Origin of the sequence: Microbacterium resistens (assembly GCF_021172025.1) — a bacterium.
Taxonomy (GTDB): domain Bacteria; phylum Actinomycetota; class Actinomycetes; order Actinomycetales; family Microbacteriaceae; genus Microbacterium; species Microbacterium resistens.
In genome coordinates this window covers 283,739-301,125 of the sequence record NZ_CP082781.1, presented here as the reverse complement: position 1 = coordinate 301,125, position 17,387 = coordinate 283,739, and the positions used below count along the sequence as shown (strand labels likewise).

18 protein-coding genes are annotated in these 17,387 nt (G+C 72.8%); 9 read left to right on the top strand and 9 right to left on the bottom strand.

Features of this window, described 5'->3' with window-relative positions; translation table 11 throughout:
* Positions 1-7: 7 nt before the first annotated feature.
* Positions 8-397: a DUF3054 domain-containing protein gene (locus K8F61_RS01415; RefSeq protein ID WP_231820443.1), complete on the bottom strand. Its 390-nt coding sequence runs from the start codon at positions 395-397 to the stop codon at positions 8-10.
* A gap of 71 nt (positions 398-468) precedes the next feature.
* Between K8F61_RS01415 and K8F61_RS01410 the strand changes: the two genes are divergently transcribed.
* On the top strand, positions 469-1,893 hold the full coding sequence (locus K8F61_RS01410) for an aminopeptidase P family protein (protein ID WP_231820442.1): 1,425 nt from the start codon (positions 469-471) through the stop codon (positions 1,891-1,893).
* Positions 1,890-2,141 carry a hypothetical protein gene (locus K8F61_RS01405; RefSeq protein WP_231820441.1) on the top strand — a complete coding sequence of 84 codons (252 nt, stop codon included), beginning with the start codon at positions 1,890-1,892 and terminating at the stop codon, positions 2,139-2,141. Before K8F61_RS01410 ends, K8F61_RS01405 begins: the two co-directional genes overlap by 4 nt.
* 51 nt (positions 2,142-2,192) lie before the next feature.
* On the opposite strand, the gene K8F61_RS01400 is transcribed toward K8F61_RS01405, so the two are convergent.
* The gene (locus tag K8F61_RS01400; protein ID WP_231820440.1) at positions 2,193-2,894 is read right to left on the bottom strand and encodes an alpha/beta hydrolase family protein; all 702 of its coding nucleotides are present in this window, start codon (positions 2,892-2,894) and stop codon (positions 2,193-2,195) included.
* On the bottom strand, positions 2,891-3,766 hold the full coding sequence (locus K8F61_RS01395) for a YflT domain-containing protein (RefSeq protein ID WP_231820439.1): 876 nt from the start codon (positions 3,764-3,766) through the stop codon (positions 2,891-2,893). The genes K8F61_RS01400 and K8F61_RS01395 overlap by 4 nt, the downstream gene beginning before the upstream one ends.
* A 122-nt stretch (positions 3,767-3,888) precedes the next feature.
* On the opposite strand from K8F61_RS01395, the gene K8F61_RS01390 reads away from it, so the two are divergent.
* From K8F61_RS01390 to K8F61_RS01380, 3 genes are read left to right on the top strand one after another with little or no spacing between them, the layout of a single operon-like run.
* Positions 3,889-5,163: a magnesium transporter MgtE N-terminal domain-containing protein gene (locus tag K8F61_RS01390; protein WP_067250242.1), complete on the top strand. Its 1,275-nt coding sequence runs from the start codon at positions 3,889-3,891 to the stop codon at positions 5,161-5,163.
* Positions 5,163-5,687: a DUF1003 domain-containing protein gene (locus K8F61_RS01385; protein ID WP_219085163.1), complete on the top strand. Its 525-nt coding sequence runs from the start codon at positions 5,163-5,165 to the stop codon at positions 5,685-5,687. The genes K8F61_RS01390 and K8F61_RS01385 overlap by 1 nt, the downstream gene beginning before the upstream one ends.
* Entirely contained in the window at positions 5,684-6,823 is a 1,140-nt protein-coding gene (locus tag K8F61_RS01380) for an Mrp/NBP35 family ATP-binding protein (protein WP_231820438.1), read from the top strand. Before K8F61_RS01385 ends, K8F61_RS01380 begins: the two co-directional genes overlap by 4 nt.
* A gap of 328 nt (positions 6,824-7,151) precedes the next feature.
* Here K8F61_RS01380 and K8F61_RS01375 read toward each other — a convergent pair whose 3' ends face one another.
* Positions 7,152-7,580 carry a twin-arginine translocase TatA/TatE family subunit gene (locus K8F61_RS01375; RefSeq protein ID WP_067250234.1) on the bottom strand — a complete coding sequence of 143 codons (429 nt, stop codon included), beginning with the start codon at positions 7,578-7,580 and terminating at the stop codon, positions 7,152-7,154.
* 108 nt (positions 7,581-7,688) lie between these two features.
* Here K8F61_RS01375 and K8F61_RS01370 point away from each other — a divergent pair, with 108 nt between their 5' ends.
* Entirely contained in the window at positions 7,689-8,327 is a 639-nt protein-coding gene (locus K8F61_RS01370; RefSeq protein WP_067250231.1) for an O-methyltransferase, read from the top strand.
* Positions 8,328-8,415: 88 nt separating this feature from the next.
* Here K8F61_RS01370 and K8F61_RS01365 read toward each other — a convergent pair whose 3' ends face one another.
* The 3 genes from K8F61_RS01365 to dapE all read right to left on the bottom strand — a co-directional run bounded on the left by K8F61_RS01365 (position 8,416) and on the right by dapE (position 10,981).
* A complete protein-coding gene (locus K8F61_RS01365) occupies positions 8,416-8,589 on the bottom strand; it encodes a DUF3117 domain-containing protein (RefSeq protein WP_084344892.1) in 174 nt (57 codons plus the stop codon).
* Positions 8,590-8,666: 77 nt separating this feature from the next.
* Positions 8,667-9,905, bottom strand: a complete 1,239-nt coding sequence (locus K8F61_RS01360) for a hypothetical protein (RefSeq protein ID WP_336246438.1) — start codon at positions 9,903-9,905, stop codon at positions 8,667-8,669.
* On the bottom strand, positions 9,902-10,981 hold the full coding sequence (dapE, locus tag K8F61_RS01355; protein WP_231820437.1) for a succinyl-diaminopimelate desuccinylase: 1,080 nt from the start codon (positions 10,979-10,981) through the stop codon (positions 9,902-9,904). The genes K8F61_RS01360 and dapE overlap by 4 nt, the downstream gene beginning before the upstream one ends.
* 67 nt (positions 10,982-11,048) lie before the next feature.
* Here dapE and dapD point away from each other — a divergent pair, with 67 nt between their 5' ends.
* Positions 11,049-12,002 (top strand): 2,3,4,5-tetrahydropyridine-2,6-dicarboxylate N-succinyltransferase, encoded by a 954-nt coding sequence (gene dapD, locus K8F61_RS01350; protein WP_219085156.1) that lies wholly within the window; start codon positions 11,049-11,051, stop codon positions 12,000-12,002.
* Positions 12,003-12,270: 268 nt separating this feature from the next.
* Complete coding sequence (locus K8F61_RS01345) at positions 12,271-13,629, top strand: DEAD/DEAH box helicase (RefSeq protein WP_418888064.1); 1,359 nt, start codon at positions 12,271-12,273, stop codon at positions 13,627-13,629.
* Between the two features lie 44 nt (positions 13,630-13,673).
* On the opposite strand, the gene K8F61_RS01340 is transcribed toward K8F61_RS01345, so the two are convergent.
* Positions 13,674-14,243 (bottom strand): TetR/AcrR family transcriptional regulator, encoded by a 570-nt coding sequence (locus tag K8F61_RS01340; protein ID WP_219085154.1) that lies wholly within the window; start codon positions 14,241-14,243, stop codon positions 13,674-13,676.
* A gap of 177 nt (positions 14,244-14,420) precedes the next feature.
* On the opposite strand from K8F61_RS01340, the gene K8F61_RS01335 reads away from it, so the two are divergent.
* On the top strand, positions 14,421-15,866 hold the full coding sequence (locus K8F61_RS01335; protein WP_231820435.1) for an MFS transporter: 1,446 nt from the start codon (positions 14,421-14,423) through the stop codon (positions 15,864-15,866).
* A gap of 60 nt (positions 15,867-15,926) precedes the next feature.
* Here K8F61_RS01335 and K8F61_RS01330 read toward each other — a convergent pair whose 3' ends face one another.
* Positions 15,927-17,222 carry a citrate synthase gene (locus tag K8F61_RS01330; RefSeq protein WP_084344629.1) on the bottom strand — a complete coding sequence of 432 codons (1,296 nt, stop codon included), beginning with the start codon at positions 17,220-17,222 and terminating at the stop codon, positions 15,927-15,929.
* Positions 17,223-17,387: the final 165 nt, after the last annotated feature.

The window sequence follows — 17,387 nt, the reverse complement described above, 5'->3', positions numbered from 1 at the left end:
GGGCCGCTCAGACGTCCCGGCGCGCGCGGCGGGCGATCAGCGCGGCGACCAGTCGCCATCCGACGAGGAACAGCAGCAGCGTCGCCGTCGCGACGACGACGAACGGCAGGGCCGTGCCCGCACCCGTCGCGAGGCGCAGGAGCATGCCGCCCGCGACGGCGATCACCGCCAGCGGCAGCCCCGTCCGCAGCACCGCACGGGGCGCCCGCCACGCCACCAGCACGAGCCAGCCGAGCGCCAGCCCCACGAGGAACGGCCAGGCGGTCTCCACGACGCCGAGCGGTGTCAGCCCCCGTTCATGGCTGGCGCGCCCGATCGCGGCGAACACGAGGACGAGGACGACGTCGATGCCGGCGGCGGAGAGCCAGCGGGTCGGTGCAGAGGTGTCGGCGGTCATGTCCTCGCCAGACTACCCGCGCGGATCCGCCGGGTCGCACCCGGGACGCGGCCCGGTGAGAGGATGGACGCATGAGCACTGCAGAGCGCGACACGATCGCCGAGACCCGCGACGACACCGGCGAGGCCACGGAGAAGACCAACCGCCGCCAGCCCTTCCCCCAGGGCTTCCTGGACACGATCTCCACCGGCTGGGCGGATCGTCCCGAGTCCCTGCCCGCTCCCCGCGCGCAGGCGTCGTTCGCCGCCGCGCGCCGCGCGAAGGTCTCCGCCGCGTTCCCCGGCAAGCGGCTGGTGATCCCGGCCGGGTCGCTCAAGCAGCGCAGCAACGACACCGACTATCCGTTCCGCGCGCACTCCGCCTTCGCCCACCTGACGGGCTGGGCCGCGGACGCCGAGCCCGACTCGGTGCTCGTGCTGGACCCGACCGCCGAGGGCCACACCGCCACCCTCTACTTCCGGGAGCGCGCCGACCGCACGACCGCCGAGTTCTACTCCGACGCCACGATCGGCGAGTTCTGGATCGGGCCGCGCCCGTCGCTGGCGGGCGTGGCGGCGGATCTCGACATCCCGACCGCGCACCTGGAGCAGTTCGCCCCGGGCGACGACGATCTCGTCGTCGACGCCGACCCCGACCTCACCCGCGTCGTCTCGGAGCTGCGCCTCGTCAAGGACGAGTACGAGGTCGCCGAGATGCGTCGCGCGGTGGCCATCACCGCCGACGGCTTCGACGACATCGTCCGGGACCTCCCCCGCGCCATCGCGCACAGCCGCGGCGAACGGATCGTCGAGGGCGTGTTCCACCAGCGCGCCCGCAGCGACGGCAACTGGGAGGGCTACGACACCATCGCGGCGTCCGGCCCGCACGCCTGCTATCTGCACTGGACCCGCAACGACGGCGCCGTCGTCCCCGGGGACCTGATCCTCATCGACGCCGGTGTCGAGGCCGACAGCCTCTACACCGCCGACATCACCCGGACGCTTCCGGTCTCCGGCACCTTCAGCGAGGTGCAGCGGCGGGTCTACGACGCGGTGGTCGAGGCCGCCGACGCCGCCTTCGCCGCCGCCCGGGTCGGCGTCCCGTTCCGCACCGTGCACGAGGCCGCCATGCGCGTGATCGCCCGCCGCACGGCGGAGTGGGGCCTGCTGCCGGTGTCCGCGGACGAGGCGCTGGACGCGGACCGGGGCGGACAGCACCGCCGGTACATGGTGCACGGCACGAGCCACCACCTCGGCATCGACGTGCACGACTGCGCCCAGGCGCGGCGGGAGATGTACTACGACGGGATCATCGAGCCGGGGATGGTGTTCACGATCGAGCCCGGCCTCTACTTCCAGATCGACGACCTGACCGTTCCCGAGGAGCTCCGCGGGATCGGCGTGCGCATCGAGGACGACATCCTCATGACCGAGGAGGGGCCGGTGAACCTCTCCGCCGGGATCCCGCGCACCTCCGCCGAGGTGGAGGCCTGGATCGCCCGCCTGCAGGGCCGATGATGTTCTACGGAGGCTTCCCGGCCGTCGGCATGCTGCTCTTCTGGCTCCTCACGATCGTGATCCTCGGCGGCACCGTCTACCTCGCCGTCCGGTTCGCCGTCCTGCATGCGCTGAAGTCCCACACGCGGTGGATCGATGCGGGCAAGCCCTCGGGGCCGCCCGCGCCTCCGCAGACCCCGGGCGGCCCGCCGCCCTACGGCGCGCCGCCGGCGCCGGGCGCTCCGCCCGCCGCCCCGCCGCGTCCCTGATCGGGTCCGCCCGCCCTGCCCCGCCCGCCGCGCGGAGCACGGCGAGGACGGTCAGACGGCGCCGACGAAACCCGCCACGAGCGGAGCCAGGCCCGCGCCCACCTCAGGCGCGGGCCTCTTCGCGCCCTTGACCTCGAAGGAGTGCCCGCCGCCGTCGATCCAGGAGATCCGGGCATCCCGGCAGGAGGCGACCGCTTCCTCGAGCTGCGGACGCGGCTGGATGAACGGGTCGTCGGTGCCCTCGACGAACAGCTGCGGAGGCGCGACGGCGGGCAGATGCTCGACCCGCGGCTTGTCCGGCCGTCCCGGCGGGTGCAACGGGTAGCCGAGGTACACCAGGGCGTCGACGTCGAGGCCGTCGGCCGCGGCCATCGACGCCATCCGACCGCCGTAGGACTTGCCGCAGGCGACGACGAGGCCGGCGCCGACCTCGGGCTGCAGCGTCTCCCGGATCAGGGCCACAACGGCCCGCCAGGTGAGGATCGCGTGGGCGGCGGGCCCCGGCATGCGCCGGCCCGCCTCGACGTAGGGGAAGTTGAAGCGCACGGTCGACAGGCCCTCGTCGCGGAGCCCGCGGGCGAACCCGGTGAGGAACGGGTGGTCCATGCCCGCACCGGCGCCGTGCGCGATCGCGACGACGGCCGGCGAATCCGACACCGCGCCGAACGCGGCCCGCACGGCCACTCGCCCCGCGGGGAGCTCGACGGGCACGCTCAGCGCCCGCTCGTCCTGCGCCTCGGTGCCCTCGGTCACGAGCGGACGGATCCTCCGTCGGACTCCGGATCCGAGGCGGGCGCTTCGCCCGCCGGGGTGTCTTCCGCCGGCGCGTCGGCCGCAGGGGCATCGGCGCGGGGCGCTTCCGCCGCAGGCGCGTCGTCCGCCGGCGTGCCGGGTCCGCTCGGCTCCGGCTCGTCCGGCCCGGAGGGCTCGCTCGCGGCGGGCTGCGGGTCCGCGGGACGCGGCGGGATCGCGGCCGGCGGCGGCGGAGCGATCCGCTCGCCGTAGCGCGGCGGCTCGTCGGACGCCGGGGCCGGGGCGGCCGAGGGGGCGGGCGTCGCCGCGGGCGCGGACGGGGCCGCGGGCGCCGTCGTTCCCGGGGCGACGCGTTCCCCGTACCGCGGCGGCTCGTCCGTGACGACCGGCGCAGGGCGGGGCGCGGGCGCCCCTGCGCCGAGGGCCTTGCGCGCCTTGGCCAGCGAGCCTGCCTGCACGGTGACCTCGTAGTGATCGGCGGCGAGCTGCATGACGCTCGCGTAGTCGCGGCGGCGACGGACGATCGCGTAGGTGACGAGGCTGAGGATCATGCCCATCGCCACGCCGACGAACAGCACGCCGACGAAGGCCTGGATCGGGGCGACGGGGTTGCCCAGGACGAAGATCGCGGAGAGGAAGAGGCCGATCAGCACGCCGTTGATGGCACCCGAGCGCGCGGCGTTGGCATAGCCGAGCCGGCCGGTGACTCGCTCGATCGTGCGCACGCCCATCCCCACGATCGCGATGTCTCGGGCCGGGACCTCCGCGGCGATGAGCTTGGACACGAGCTTCTGGGCGGCCTCGTACTCGCGCACGGAGGCGACGGTCTCGCCGACCTCGGCGGCGCCGGCAGGGCGGTTCAGCATGCTCATCCCGCCATTCTTCCACGCCGTTCTCATGAGGTTCCCGCGAGCGGTGCCCCGCGGGTGAACATCCCGGTCCTGCGCGGAAACGACGGGCGTCCGCCGATACCCGGGACAGTACGCTGGAACCCATGAGCACACAGCGGGTTTTCGTCGCGCGCCTGGCCGGGTGCGCCGTGTTCGACCCCGCCGGCGACCGGCTCGGCAAGGTCCGTGACGTCGTCGTCGTGTATCGAAGTACGGCAGCCCCGCGCGTGATCGGGCTCGTCTGCGAGATCCCCGGGCGACGCCAGGTCTTCCTTTCGATCGGACGCGTCACGTCGATCAGCACGGGGCAGGTCATCACCACCGGTCTGATGAACGTACGCCGGTTCAAACCGCGAAACGGCGAGGTCCGGGTCATGGCCGAGCTGCTGGGACGCCGTGTCGACTTCGCCGACGGGAGCGGCACCGCCGCCATCGAGGACGTCGCGATCGAGCCGAACCGCCTCGGCGAGTGGTCGATCGGCCAGCTCTTCCTCCGCAAGCCCAAGACGAGCGCGTCGCCGTTCGCCAAGGGGCCCACGACCTTCGCAGCCTGGAACGAGGTGCGCGAGCAGCTCCGCCCCGGGGAATCGCAGTCCGCCGAGCAGCTCGTCGCCACCTTCTCGGAGCTGCGCCCGGCCGACCTCGCCAACACCCTGCTCGACCTTCCGCAGCAGCGCCGCATCGAGGTGGCGGAGGAACTGCCGGACGAGCGGCTGGCCGACGCGCTCGAGGAGATGCCGGAGGACGAGCAGATGACGATCCTCGACCGGCTCGGCGATGAGCGCGCCGCCGACATCCTGGACCAGATGGAGCCGGACGACGCCGCGGACCTGCTGGCGCAGCTCCCGAAGGGGCGCCTCGAGCACCTGCTGGAGCTGATGGAGCCCGAAGAGGCCGAGGACGTCCGCATGCTCCTGCGCTACAGTCCCGACACGGCCGGCGGTCTCATGACACCCGAGCCCATCATCCTCTCCGCCGACGCGACCGTCGCCGAGGCGCTGGCGCTCATCCGGCGCCACGAGCTGCATCCCGCGCTCGCGGCCGCCGTGTTCCTGACGCTGCCCCCGTTCGAGACCCCGACCGGCCGGCTCCTCGGCGTCGTGCACTTCCAGCGGATGCTGCGGTATCCCCCGCACGAGCGGCTCGGCGCGATCGTCGACGACACCCTCGAACCGGTCCCGGTCACGGCGTCGGCCGCGGAGGTCGCGCGCATGCTCGCCAGCTACGACCTCGTCTCGCTGCCGGTCGTCGATCAGGCGCACCGGCTCGTCGGCGCCGTGAGCGTCGACGACGTCCTGGACTACCTCCTGCCCGAGGACTGGCGCTCGCAGGACGCCGCGGATGAACCGTCCGCGCCGGCCAAGGGAGTGGCCGGATGATGGCGCGGCAGTCGTCGTCGGCGGGGCTCGACGCGCCCCGCCGCGGCGCGGTGCGTTCCCGCCCCCAGGTCTCGCGCGATCGCTTCGGCCGGTTCACCGAGTGGGTCGCGCGGGCGATGGGCACGCCGATGTTCCTCGTGCTGCTGACGCTCTTCTGCGCGGCGTGGCTCGCCTGGAACACGCTCGTGCCGGAGTCCTGGCGCTTCGACTCCGCCGCGAACGGCTTCACGGCGCTGACGCTGATGCTCTCGCTGCAGGCCTCGTACGCGGCGCCGCTGATCCTGCTCGCGCAGAACCGCCAGGACGACCGCGACCGGGTGCAGATCGAGCAGGACCGTCAGCGGGCGGAGCGCAACCTCGCGGACACCGAGTACCTCGCCCGCGAGATCGTCGCCCTGCGGATGGCTCTGGAGGAGCGCACCGCCCAGCCCGTCACCCGCGACGTGCTGCGGCACGAGCTGCGCGCGCTCCTCGCGGAACTGCGCGATGACGAGCCGGAGCCGGCGGCGGAGCAGCGTCCGTGACCGCCGCGAGCGCCGAGGACGTCCGTCGCGCGGTGGGCGCCGTCGTGGATCCTGAGCTGCGCCGACCGCTGGCCGAGCTGGACATGGTGCGGGACATCTCCGTCGAGGGGACCGAGGCCCGCGTCGGCATCGCGCTGACGATCGTGGGGTGCCCGGCCGCGAACCGGATCGAGCGGGAGGTGCATGCCGCGGCCCTGGGCGTGGCCGGCATCGACGCGGTGACGGTGGACGTCGGCGTGATGACGCCGGACGAGCGGCGGGCGCTGACCGAGCGGCTGCGCGGCGGACGACCCGCGAGGCAGATGGCGTTCGGCCCCGACTCGCTCACTCGGGTGATCGCGGTCACCAGCGGCAAGGGCGGCGTGGGCAAGTCGTCCGTCACGGCGAACCTCGCCGTCGCCCTGGCGGCGCGGGGTCGTCGCGTGGGGCTCATCGACGCGGACGTGCACGGCTTCTCCATCCCGGGTCTTCTCGGCATGGTCCAGGACGGCAGGGCCCCGCAGCCCACGAGGATCGACGACCTCATGCTGCCGCCGGTGGCCTACGACGTGAAGGCCATCTCGATCGGGATGTTCCTGCGCGACGGCGAGTCGGTGGTCGCGTGGCGCGGGCCGATGCTGCACCGGACGGTCCAGCAGTTCCTCACCGACGTCTTCTTCGGCGACCTCGACGTCCTCCTCATCGACATGCCGCCCGGCACCGGCGACATCGCCATCTCGCTCGGCCAGCTCCTTCCCCACGCGGAGGTGCTCGTCGTCACCACCCCGCAGGAGGCGGCCGCGGACGTCGCGATCCGCAGCGGGCTCGTCGCGCGCCAGACCGGCCAGCGTCTCATCGGCGTCGTCGAGAACATGGCGGCCCTCACTCTCCCGGACGGGACGGTGCTCGACCTGTTCGGATCCGGCGGCGGCGCAGCCGTCGCGGCGGCGCTGTCGACCTCGGACGAGACCGTGGACCTGCTGGCGTCCGTGCCGCTGAGCACGGCGCTGCGGACGGGTGGCGACGCCGGGACGCCGATCGTGCTGTCCGATCCGGCGGACCCGGCGGCGCAGGCTCTGCAGCGGCTCGCGGACGCGGTGGATCGGCGGGGCCGCGGACTGTCGGGGCGCTCCCTGCCCTTCGCCCCGGGGACGTGACGCGCTCCCCACGCACCGCGTCCGCACTCGCCGCATCAGGCGAACACGCCAGATCAGGCGCGCAGCGCCCCTCCCCGCCTGAACTCGCGCGAACGCCTGATTCCACGCGGGTAGGACAGGGACCCGGCGCGGGGCTTGGACGGCAACGCGCGAAGTGAGCGACCGCGCGGGATCAGGCGAACGCGCCAGATCAGGCGCAGGACGCCCGAAACAGCCTGAACCCGTGCGAACGCCTGATTCCACGCGCGGGGCAGGAGCTCGCGTAGCCGGAAGCGGAGTCAGGGGCTCGCGTGACCGGGAGCGGGGCCAGGGGGCCGCGCGCCCCGGATCAGGTGGCTTCGCGGTCGTAGGGAGGCGGATCGTCCGCGCTGAACTGGCGCGGGGCGGACGGCTTCGCACCCGTGCTCGCCGCCGATGCCCCCGCAGCCGCCGCGCCCGCGACTCCCGCACCCGCTGCCGCAGACGTCGCGGCGGTGGTCGTCCTGGCACCGGACGACGGAGTCGTGTCCAACAGGGCATCGCGGATGATGCGGCGCGGATCGTACTGACGCGGATCGAGCTTGCGCCAGTCGAGCTCGTCGATCTCCGGCCCGACCTCCTCGCGCATGCGGTCCTTCGCGCCGCGGACGTACTCCCCCGCCCGTCGCGTGAACCGCGCGAGCGCCTCGGCGTATCGCGGAAGGCGCTCGGGGCCGACGAGAAGCGCGGCGATCACGCCGATCAGCAGGAGCTTCTCGAAGGTGATGCCGAAGAACATGTGACCAGGCTACCGCCGCGCCTGCCCGCGCGACGCACGACGTGCCCCTACCCTGGAGGAGGCCGTGGTACCGCGGATCACCCGCGCCACGGCGGGTCGGAGAGGAACATGAGCGAGCAGGACGCGAACGCGCGCTTCGTACGCGAGGCCATCGTCGAACCGGACGCCATCGCCCGGGCGCGGGCGCATGCCCGCGAGCTCGGCGCCGCGCCCATCAGCGCAGCGGTCGGCGCCGAGTGCGCCGTGCTCGCCGCGACGGTCGCCGCGCGCTCGATCGTCGAGATCGGCACCGGTGCCGGCGTCTCCGGTCTGTGGCTGCTGCGCGGAGCCCCGAACGCGGTGCTGACCTCGATCGACAACGAGCCCGAGCATCTGGCGGCGGCACGGTCGGCCTTCCAGGACGCCCGCATCGCTCCGACGCGCGCCCGGTTCATCGCCGGGAGGGCGTCGGATGTGCTCCCGCGCATGAACGAGGCGGCATACGACGTGGTCCTGGTCGACGCCGACCCGGAGAACGTCATCGAGTACGTCGCGCACGGACTGCGCCTGGTCCGCGAGGGCGGTGTGGTCCTGGTTCCGCGCGTGCTCAGCGGAGGGCGCGTGGCGGACCCCGTCCAGCGCGATGCCGTCACGACGGCCTATCGATCGCTGATCCAGGAGACGCAGCAGTCCCCGGCGGTGCTCGCCGCGCTGTCCGCCACGGGCGAGGGGCTCCTCCAGCTCGTCAGCGTGGCCGACCGCGACTGAGCACGAACACGGAGCACGGGCGGCGACACGAGAACCCCGCGTCCCGAAACGGGAACGCGGGGTTCTGTGTGGGAGGCCGGACGCGTCGTCACGCCGCATCGACGACGGCGCTCAGCACGTCGTGAAGCTCCTTCGCCTCGGCGTCGTTGACGGAGACGACCAGACGTCCGCCGCCTTCGAGCGGAACCCGAACGATGATGAGGCGCCCCTCCTTCACGGCCTCCATGGGTCCGTCTCCGGTCCTCGGCTTCATCGCTGCCATCGCGGTGCTCCCTTTCCTCGGTGGTCTAGGAGACAAGTCTATCGGGTCGCCCGGAGCAGAGGAGGCTCGATGACCCCCTAGGGCACCCGCCAGAAGGTGTCGCCGAGGGCGTAGACGTTGTAGATCCATGCCCACTGCAGCACGAGGCCCACCACGACGGCGCCGATCCGGAAGCCCCCGGAACGGCCCACGGCGAGCGCGCCCCACAGCGGTGTGAGGGGGAACAGCAGCCGGAGCGTGCTCGACTGGGGGAAGAACACCGCCAGGAGATACAGCAGGTAGCTCGCGCTCCACAGGCGGATCACCGGGCCGAGCCGGCGGACCCGCGGATCCCGGAGAAGGAGAAGCGCCGCACCGGCGACCAGCAGCACGAGCGCGACGAGACCGAGCCAGCCGGGAAGGCCCCAGATCCCGAACCACAGCGGCGCGGCCGTGACCCAGCCCTCGAACGGGAAGAAGCCGGCGGCACCGCCCTCCACCCAGTTCCGTCGCCACGCCAGTTCCGTGGCGAGGTAGGCCCCCGGATCCCCGGTCACGACGCCCGCGATGAACTGCCAGGAGAAGCCCACCACCGTGGCGAGGGCCCCGAGAGCCAGGATGTGGACGAACTCCCGGGTGTAGAGCGGATCAACCTTCCGGCGCACCCATCGCAGGACGAGCACGAGCCCCAGCAGCAGGGCGAAGGCGAGCACACCGGGGCGCGTGAAGCCCATGAGCGGGATGAGCGCATACAGGCGGACGTATCGTCGCCGGATGAGCCCGTCGATCCCCAGGAGCAGGAAGAGGAGGAACAGCGTCTCCGCGTAGCCGACCTGGAAGAGCGCGCCGAGCGGCCCGGCCGCGCAGAGCGCGACGGACCACATCGCGGCACGCCGCCCGACCTTCCCGGCGAGGACCCGGTAGAGGACGAGACAGGCGAGGTATCCGGCGACGAGCGAGACGACGAGGGCGCCGGCGCCCCAGGACCCCAGCGGGAACCCCACGACCTTGGCGAGCATCGGGTACAGGGGCATGAACGCCCACGCGTTCTCCGCGACCTGGCCGCCCTCGGTGAGCGGGAGCTCGCTCGGGTACCCGTTCTCGGCGACCCACCAGTACCACTGCGCATCCCATGCCAGCACGAAGCTGCCGATCCCCGCGTCGGGGCCGAACCGCGACCCGGGACCGGAGAGCCCGGCGGCCACCGCCAGCATCCCGGTCGTCACCACCCGGGCCGCCAGGTACACCAGCGCGACCGTGAGGGCCGGGCTCAGCCGCAGCACGGCGCGCGACCAGGTCCGTGCCGGAACGCGCGCGGAGGGCGCGGCGGCGCTCACGCCCCGGATCCCCCGAGCCAGGCGCGCAGCCCCTCCTCCACGGCGACGATCTGCGCGAGCGGCACGCGCTCCTCGTCATGGTGCGCGAGGTGCGGGTCCCCCGGACCGTAGTTCACGGCCGGGATCCCCAGCGCGGAGAACCTCGCGACGTCGGTCCAGCCGTACTTCGGGCGGGGGACGGCACCGACCGCGGCGACGAACCGCTGCGCGATCGGGGCGTCGAGGCCCGGGCGGGCGCCCTCGGAGGAGTCGGTGATCTCCACGGGGAACCCGGTGAACACCGCCCGCACGTGCGCTTCGGCCTCGGCGGCCGTCTTGCTGGGCGCGAACCGGTAGTTCACCTCCACCTCGCAGGCGTCGGGGATGACGTTGCCGGCCACGCCGCCCGTGATGCGCACGGCGTTGAGCCCTTCCCGATACACGAGCCCCTCGACCCCGACCTCGCGCGGACGGTACTCGGCGAGTCGCGCGAGGATCGGCGCGGCCGCGTGGATCGCGTTCTCGCCGATCCACGCCCGCGCACTGTGCGCGCGCACGCCGCTCGTGCGCACGATCGCACGCAGCGTCCCGTTGCAGCCGCCCTCGACCTCGCCGTCACTGGGCTCGCCGAGGATGGCGAAGTCCGCGGCGAACAGGTCCGGCCGGCTCGCCGCCAGGAGGGCGAGCCCGTTGCGGGAGGCCTCGACCTCCTCGTTGTCGTACCACATCCAGGTCACGTCGACGGCGGGCGCGGACAGCTCCGCCGCAAGCTTGAGCTGCACGGCGACGCCGGCCTTCATGTCGACGGTCCCCCTCCCCCACAGGACAGGGACCCCGTCGACCTCGGCGTCGCGGGTGGGGACGTTGCCGTTGATGGGGACGGTGTCGATGTGACCGGCGATGACCACCCGCTGCGGGCGACCGAGGTCGGTGCGTGCGACGACGGTGTTCCCGTGGCGGATCACCTCGAGATGCGGGAAGGCGCGGACCGCGGACTCGATGAGGTCCGCGAGCGGCTTCTCCGCCCCCGACACGCTCGGCACGTCGCAGATCGCGCGGGTCAGGTCGACGGAGGACGCGGTCAGATCGAGCACCATGCGCACCAGCCTAGGCCGTGCGTCCCGGGGGCACGTCATGGGTGCCGGTGTTCGGTAGCGTGGAGACATGACCCACGCGCGCACCGTCTTCGGCTTCGGACTGTCCACGATCGCGTCAGACGGGACGGCCCTCGACGCCTGGTTCCCGGAGATCGGCACGGCGGAGTTCTCTCCCGAACACCTCGCCGCCGCGGCGGAGACCTGGGAGCCGCACGCGGGTACGGACGAGCGCCGTCGCGTGAGCGTCGAGGCCGTGCACCTGCGGATCGACCTGGACGAGGCGCCGGCGTCCACGGCGGACGCCTACCTCCGCCTCCACGCCCTCTCCACGCTCCTCGTGCGGCCGAACGAGCTCAACCTGGACGGCATCTTCGCCCACCTCCCCACCGTCGCATGGACGACGGCCGGGCCGATGCTCCCCGCGGACGCCGTGCGTCTGCGCCCGGCGCTGCAGCGGGCGGGGATCCAGGTGCAGGGCCTGGACAAGTTCCCCCGCCTCACGGACTACGTCCTGCCGGAGGGCGTGCGCATCGCCGACGCGTCGCGCGTGCGGCTCGGGGCGCACCTCGCGCCGGGCACGACGGTCATGCACGAGGGTTTCGTGAACTTCAACGCCGGCACGCTCGGCGCATCGATGGTGGAGGGACGCATCTCGCAGGGCGTCGTCGTCGGCGACGGCAGCGACATCGGCGGAGGCTCCTCGATCATGGGCACCCTCTCCGGCGGGGGGCAGCACCGTGTATCGATCGGGGCGCGGACGCTCCTCGGGGCGAACGCCGGCATCGGCATCTCGCTGGGTGACGACTGCATCGTCGAGGCGGGACTGTACGTCACCGCCGGATCCAAGATCGTGCTCGCGGACGAGGCGCCGACCGCCGACGGTGCGCGTCCGGTCGTCAAGGGCGCCGAGCTCTCCGGGCGCGACGGGCTCCTGTTCCGCCGCAACTCCGTCTCCGGAGCGGTCGAGGCCGTCCGCCGCGCGGGGGTCGGCGTGACCCTCAACGAGGCCCTGCACGCCTGACACGCGGCGATTCGCGCCGTTCCGGAGGTCTCTGATCTCCGGCTGGTAGACTATGAAGGTTGCTCGCCTCGAGCGGGCAGCATCGTCGTCGTCACGGGGTCTCCGAGGACCGGGCGGGCATCCTGCTCCCCCACCGGCAGCCACCGGCCTTTCGCACGGCGAAGGTCGCGCACCGTCCGTGTGCCGCCGCCCCTCACCCACGATCCCGCCGCGCTTCACCGCGCGCGCAGACGGAGTTTCACTTTTGCCTACTTTCCTCGAACTCGGCGTGCCCGCGCCCCTGGCCGACGTGCTCGCCGCCTCCGGCAAGACCGAGGCGTTCGCCATCCAGCGCGACACCCTTCCCGACTCGCTCGCCGGACGCGACCTCCTCGGCCGCGGCCGCACCGGCAGCGGCAAGACCATCGCCTTCTCCCTGCCGCTCGTGGCCCGGCTATCGGCGGCCGGCCGCAAGAGCCGTCCCGCCCACCCCCGTGGTCTCGTCCTCGCCCCGACGCGGGAGCTGGCCACCCAGATCGCCGCGACGGTCTCCCCGCTCGCCCGGGCGGTCGGGCTCCGCGTCACCACCGTCTTCGGCGGCGTCAGCCAGCGCCCGCAGGAGCAGGCGCTCCGCAGCGGCGTGGACATCGTCGTCGCGTGCCCCGGCCGCCTCGAAGACCTCATGAAGCAGGGGCTGGTCTCCCTGGACGCCGTCGAGATCGCCGTGCTCGACGAGGCCGACCACATGGCCGACCTCGGCTTCCTCCCCGGCGTCACGCGCATTCTCGCCGCCACCCCGGCGGGCGGCCAGCGCCTCCTCTTCAGCGCCACCCTCGATCGCGGCATCGACACCCTCGCGCGCCGCTTCCTCCGCGACGCCGTCAGCCACGAGGTGGACGAGGCGAGCGTGCCGGTGGGCGAGATGACCCACCGCGTGCTGCTCGCCGACGACGCGGAGCACAAGAAGGCGCTCGTGCAGGACCTCGCCGCCGGGACCGGGCGGCGCATCCTGTTCACGAGGACGAAGCACCAGGCGAAGAAGCTCGCCAAGCAGCTCACCGCGTCGGGCATCCCCGCGGTGGACCTGCACGGGAACCTCTCGCAGAACGCCCGCGAGCGCAACCTCAGCGCTTTCTCCTCGGATCCCTCGCAGGGCGGCGTGCGTGTGCTCGTCGCCACCGACGTCGCCGCGCGCGGCGTCCATGTGGACGACGTGGACCTGGTGGTGCACGTCGACCCGCCCGTCGAGCACAAGGCGTACCTGCACCGCTCCGGCCGCACCGCGCGCGCCGGCGCCGCCGGGACCGTCGTCACGGTGGTCCTGCCCGAGCAGCGCCGGGACGTGAAGGACCTCCTCCGCAAGGCGCAGATCACCGCGCCCCTGGAGTCGGCGACCGACGACGCGGTCTCGGCACTGGTCGGAGAGCGCGCCCCGCATGTGCGCCCGGCCCCGCCGCAGCAGCCGCAGCGCCCTCAGGCCGCCTCCCGGCCGGCCCGGTCCGGCGCCTCGCGCGGGAACGGCGGGGCGCCGCGTCACGGAACGGGTGCCCGCGTCGCCGCGCCCGCCGAGGGCGGACGGGACAACGGTGCGCCCTCTCGACGGCGTCGGCGTCGGCCCCGCAGCGCGAACGGCACCGCCGGACGCTGATCCCGGATCGGTTTCGAGGCTGAGGCGGTCCGCTCCGGTCCGCCTCAGCTCCGGATCGCGCGGATCGCGAGAGCCAGCACCCGCTGTCTCTGCGCGTCGTCGTCGTAGGCGACGGCGGCGACGCCGGAGACCAGTTTGATGACGTCGAGGATCGTGACGTCCGCGGCGATCTCCCCCGCCGCCTGGGCCCGCGAGAGCAGCGGTTCCGCGGCGGAGACCATGATCCCCCGGCACTCGACGAGGATCGGCGAGCCGCGGTTGAACCCCTCCAGGAGCACGCGCTTCGTCCCCACGTAACGGATGAAGCGGTCCAGCCACGCCTCCAGCGCCGGCCAGGGATCCAGACCGGCCACGTCCTCCGCCGCGTCGGCGAGCGCGAGCACCTCCGTGACGTACAACGCCTCGATGAGGTCGTCCCTCGTCGGGAAGTTGCGGTACAGCGTCGCGATCCCGACGCCCGCGCGACGGGCGATGTCCTCCAGGGACGCCTCCGCGCCCCGCTCGGCGAACTCGGCCCTGCCGGCCTCGATGAGCGCGTCGAAGTTCCGTGCGGCGTCCGCACGCTTGGGTCGTCGCTCCTCCAGCGCGGTGACACGAGGTGTCGCGGTGCTCATGGGTCGCCAATCTCGGGGTTGCAAAACGGAGGACTCCTCCACTACCGTAAAAACGGAGGCAGCCTCCGTTCGGAGTCCTCCTTCCATTTTACCGCTCGACCGCGAACCGCTCGACCGTCCGCGCGTTCGCCCTTCGCGCCATCCGCGCTCCCCCTCGACCCCACCGGAGGACCCTCCATGTCGACCCCACGCCGCGCCTTCGCCGCGATCGCCCTGAGCATCGGCTCCATGGCCCTGCTCCAGAACCTCGTCATCCCCGTGCTGCCGCTCATCGAGGACGACCTCGACGTGGGCTCCGATGCCGTCGCCTGGACGATGACCGCATGGCTCATCGCGGCCGCGGTCGCCACCCCCCTGCTCGGCCGGGTGGGAGACCTGCGCGGGCGGCGGACGCTCACCCTCGTGGTCCTCGCCGTCATCTCCGTCGGCGATCTCGTCGCCGCCCTGGCGCCGAGTCTCGAGATCCTCCTCGTCGGACGCGTGCTGCAGGGCGTGGGCGGCGCGCTCTTCCCCCTGGGGTTCGGCCTGCTCCGCGAGACGCAGCCGCCGGAGCGGCTCACCGGCGCGATCGGCGCGGTCGGCGCCCTGTTCGGGATCGCCGGAGCCGCGGGCACGGTGCTCGCCGGCCCCGTCGCCGCTGCGCTCGGCTGGCGGGCGCTGTTCGTCGTCGCTCTCGTCGTGGCGCTCGCGGCAGCGGTCGCGGTCCTGCGGGCCGTGCCGTCCGGCGGGGTGCGTGCCGCCGGACGCATCAACCTCGTCTCCGCCGCCCTCCTGTCCGGGTGGCTCGTCGCCCTCATGCTCCCGCTGTCGTCAGGTTCCCGTTGGGGCTGGGCGAGCCCGCTCACCCTGGGCCTCTTCGCGCTCGCGCTCTGCCTGCTCGCGGCGTGGGTCCTCGCCGAGCTCCGATCCGCCGAGCCGCTCGTCGACATCCGCCTGCTCCTGCACCGCACGATCTGGCCGGTCAACGTCGGCGCCCTCCTCATCGGCATCGCGATGTTCGGGTTCTGGGGATACCTGCCGATGTTCCTGGAGGTCCCCGCCTCCACCGGCTGGGCGTTCGGCCTGGGTGCGGAGCAGGCAGGACTGGTCCTGCTTCCGCTGCTCGTCGGCATGTCGGCCGCCGGATTCGTGACGGGGCCGCTGAGCCGGGTGCTTCCGCTCCGGCGCCAGCTGGTGCTCGGCACGGCCGTCATGGGGCTCGCGATCCTCGGCGCCGTCGCCCTGCACGGCGCGGTGTGGCAGCTGGCGGTCCTCGGTGCCGTCTTCGGCGCCGGAGGCGGCATGGCCTATGCCGCGATGGCCAGCATCATCGTCGAGAGCGTGCCGCTGGGCAGCGTCGGCGTCGCGACCGGGGTCAACGCGAACCTCCGCTCGATCGGTTCCGCGATCGGCTCCGCGCTGATGACCGCGATCGTGTTCGGCTCGGTCGACGCGGAGGGCCTCCCCTTCGAAGCCGGGTACGCCGCCGCGTGGATCACGATCGGCGTCGTGGCGCTGGCCGCCGCCGGTCTCGTCGCGCTGGTGCCGGCGCGACGTCGCGACGAGCGCAGAGCGGACGCGGACCCCGCCGCCCGCGCCTCCGGGCACGCCGTCGCCCAGCCGGCGGCTGCGGAGGCCGCCTGACGGCACGACGCGCGACGGCCCCGACAGGAGGAATCCTGCCGGGGCCGTCGCGCGTCGTCGTCAGCGGGTCGGGAAGGCCCGCTCCGCCGATCCGGTGTAGAGCTGCTGGGGGCGGCCGATCTTGGTCTGCGGGTCGTTCTGGAGCTCGCGCCACTGCGCGAGCCAGCCCGGGAGGCGCCCGATCGCGAACAGCACCGTGAACATGCGGGTCGGGAAGCCCATGGCCTTGTAGATGACGCCGGTGTAGAAGTCCACGTTGGGGTAGAGGCGGCGCTCACGGAAGTAGTCGTCGGCGAGGGCGATCTCCTCGAGCTCCTTCGCCAGGTCCAGGAGCGGATCGGTCACACCCAGCTCGGCGAGGACCTCGTCGGCCGCCTCCTTCACGAGCTTGGCGCGCGGGTCGTAGTTCTTGTAGACCCGGTGGCCGAAGCCCATGAGCTTGACGCCCTCCTCCTTGTTCTTCACCCGCTCGACGAACCGCTGGACGCTCTCGCCGGACGCGCGGATCTGCCCGAGCATGGTGAGGACCGCCTCGTTGGCGCCGCCGTGCAGCGGGCCGGAGAGCGCCTGGATGCCCGCGGAGATCGAGGCGAACTGGTTCGCCCCGGTCGAGCCGACGAGCCGGACCGTGGACGTCGAGGCGTTCTGCTCGTGGTCCTCGTGCAGGATCAGCAGCAGCTCCAGCGCCTTCGACATCACCGGGTTGAGCTCGTACGGCTCGCTGTGGACGCCGAAGTTCAGCTTCAGGAAGTTGTCGACGAAGCTCAGGGAGTTGTCCGGATACAGGAACGCCTGCCCCACGCTCTTCTTGTGCGCGTACGCGGCGATCACCGGCAGCTTCGCGAGCATGCGGACCGTGTTGAGCTCGACGTGCTCCGGGTTGTGCGGGTCCGTCTCGTTCTCGTAGTAGGTCGAGAGCGCCGCGACCGCCGAGGACAGCACCGACATCGGGTGGGCGGTGTGGGGCAGAGCCGAGAAGAAGTGCTTCAGGTCCTCGTGCAGCAGGGTGTGGCGGCGGATCTTCTCGTCGAACTCGGCCAGCTCCGAGGCCGACGGCAGCTCGCCGTAGATCAGCAGCCAGGCGACCTCGAGGTAGGTGCAGTTCTTGGCGATCTGCTCGATGGGATAGCCGCGATAGCGCAGGATCCCCTCGTCGCCGTCGATGAAGGTGATGGCCGACTTCGTGGACGCGGTGTTCACATAGCCGTAGTCCAGGGCGGTGTGCCCGGTCTGGCGGGTCAGCGTCGAGAAGTCGATGCTGTCGTGCCCGGCCGTGGCCTGCAGGACCGGGAACTCGGCCGTCGTGCCGCCGATCGTCAGAGTCGCCGTCGTGGGCCGATCTGCCGCTGCACTCACGCGGACCTCCTTGCGGGTTGTTCGTCGAGGGCGATGCCGGTAACACGCGCGGGTGGCGCGCCGGGGCCGATGCACAGCCGAATCGCCCCTACAGCCTAGTGCGGGTGAGAGCCTACTGTGGCACCCGACAAGGGATGCACGGATCCGTCGTGGGTTGCCACAGAA

Coding starts and splice junctions, on each gene's coding strand:
- K8F61_RS01415 (WP_231820443.1), bottom strand. CDS start 397: ATGACCGCCGACACCTCTGCACCGACCCGCTGGCTCTCCGCCGCCGGC.
- K8F61_RS01410 (WP_231820442.1), top strand. CDS start 469: ATGAGCACTGCAGAGCGCGACACGATCGCCGAGACCCGCGACGACACC.
- K8F61_RS01405 (WP_231820441.1), top strand. CDS start 1,890: ATGATGTTCTACGGAGGCTTCCCGGCCGTCGGCATGCTGCTCTTCTGG.
- K8F61_RS01395 (WP_231820439.1), bottom strand. CDS start 3,766: ATGAGCATGCTGAACCGCCCTGCCGGCGCCGCCGAGGTCGGCGAGACC.
- K8F61_RS01390 (WP_067250242.1), top strand. CDS start 3,889: ATGAGCACACAGCGGGTTTTCGTCGCGCGCCTGGCCGGGTGCGCCGTG.
- K8F61_RS01385 (WP_219085163.1), top strand. CDS start 5,163: ATGGCGCGGCAGTCGTCGTCGGCGGGGCTCGACGCGCCCCGCCGCGGC.
- K8F61_RS01375 (WP_067250234.1), bottom strand. CDS start 7,580: ATGTTCTTCGGCATCACCTTCGAGAAGCTCCTGCTGATCGGCGTGATC.
- K8F61_RS01370 (WP_067250231.1), top strand. CDS start 7,689: ATGAGCGAGCAGGACGCGAACGCGCGCTTCGTACGCGAGGCCATCGTC.
- K8F61_RS01365 (WP_084344892.1), bottom strand. CDS start 8,589: ATGGCAGCGATGAAGCCGAGGACCGGAGACGGACCCATGGAGGCCGTG.
- dapE (WP_231820437.1), bottom strand. CDS start 10,981: ATGGTGCTCGATCTGACCGCGTCCTCCGTCGACCTGACCCGCGCGATC.
- dapD (WP_219085156.1), top strand. CDS start 11,049: ATGACCCACGCGCGCACCGTCTTCGGCTTCGGACTGTCCACGATCGCG.
- K8F61_RS01340 (WP_219085154.1), bottom strand. CDS start 14,243: ATGAGCACCGCGACACCTCGTGTCACCGCGCTGGAGGAGCGACGACCC.
- K8F61_RS01335 (WP_231820435.1), top strand. CDS start 14,421: ATGTCGACCCCACGCCGCGCCTTCGCCGCGATCGCCCTGAGCATCGGC.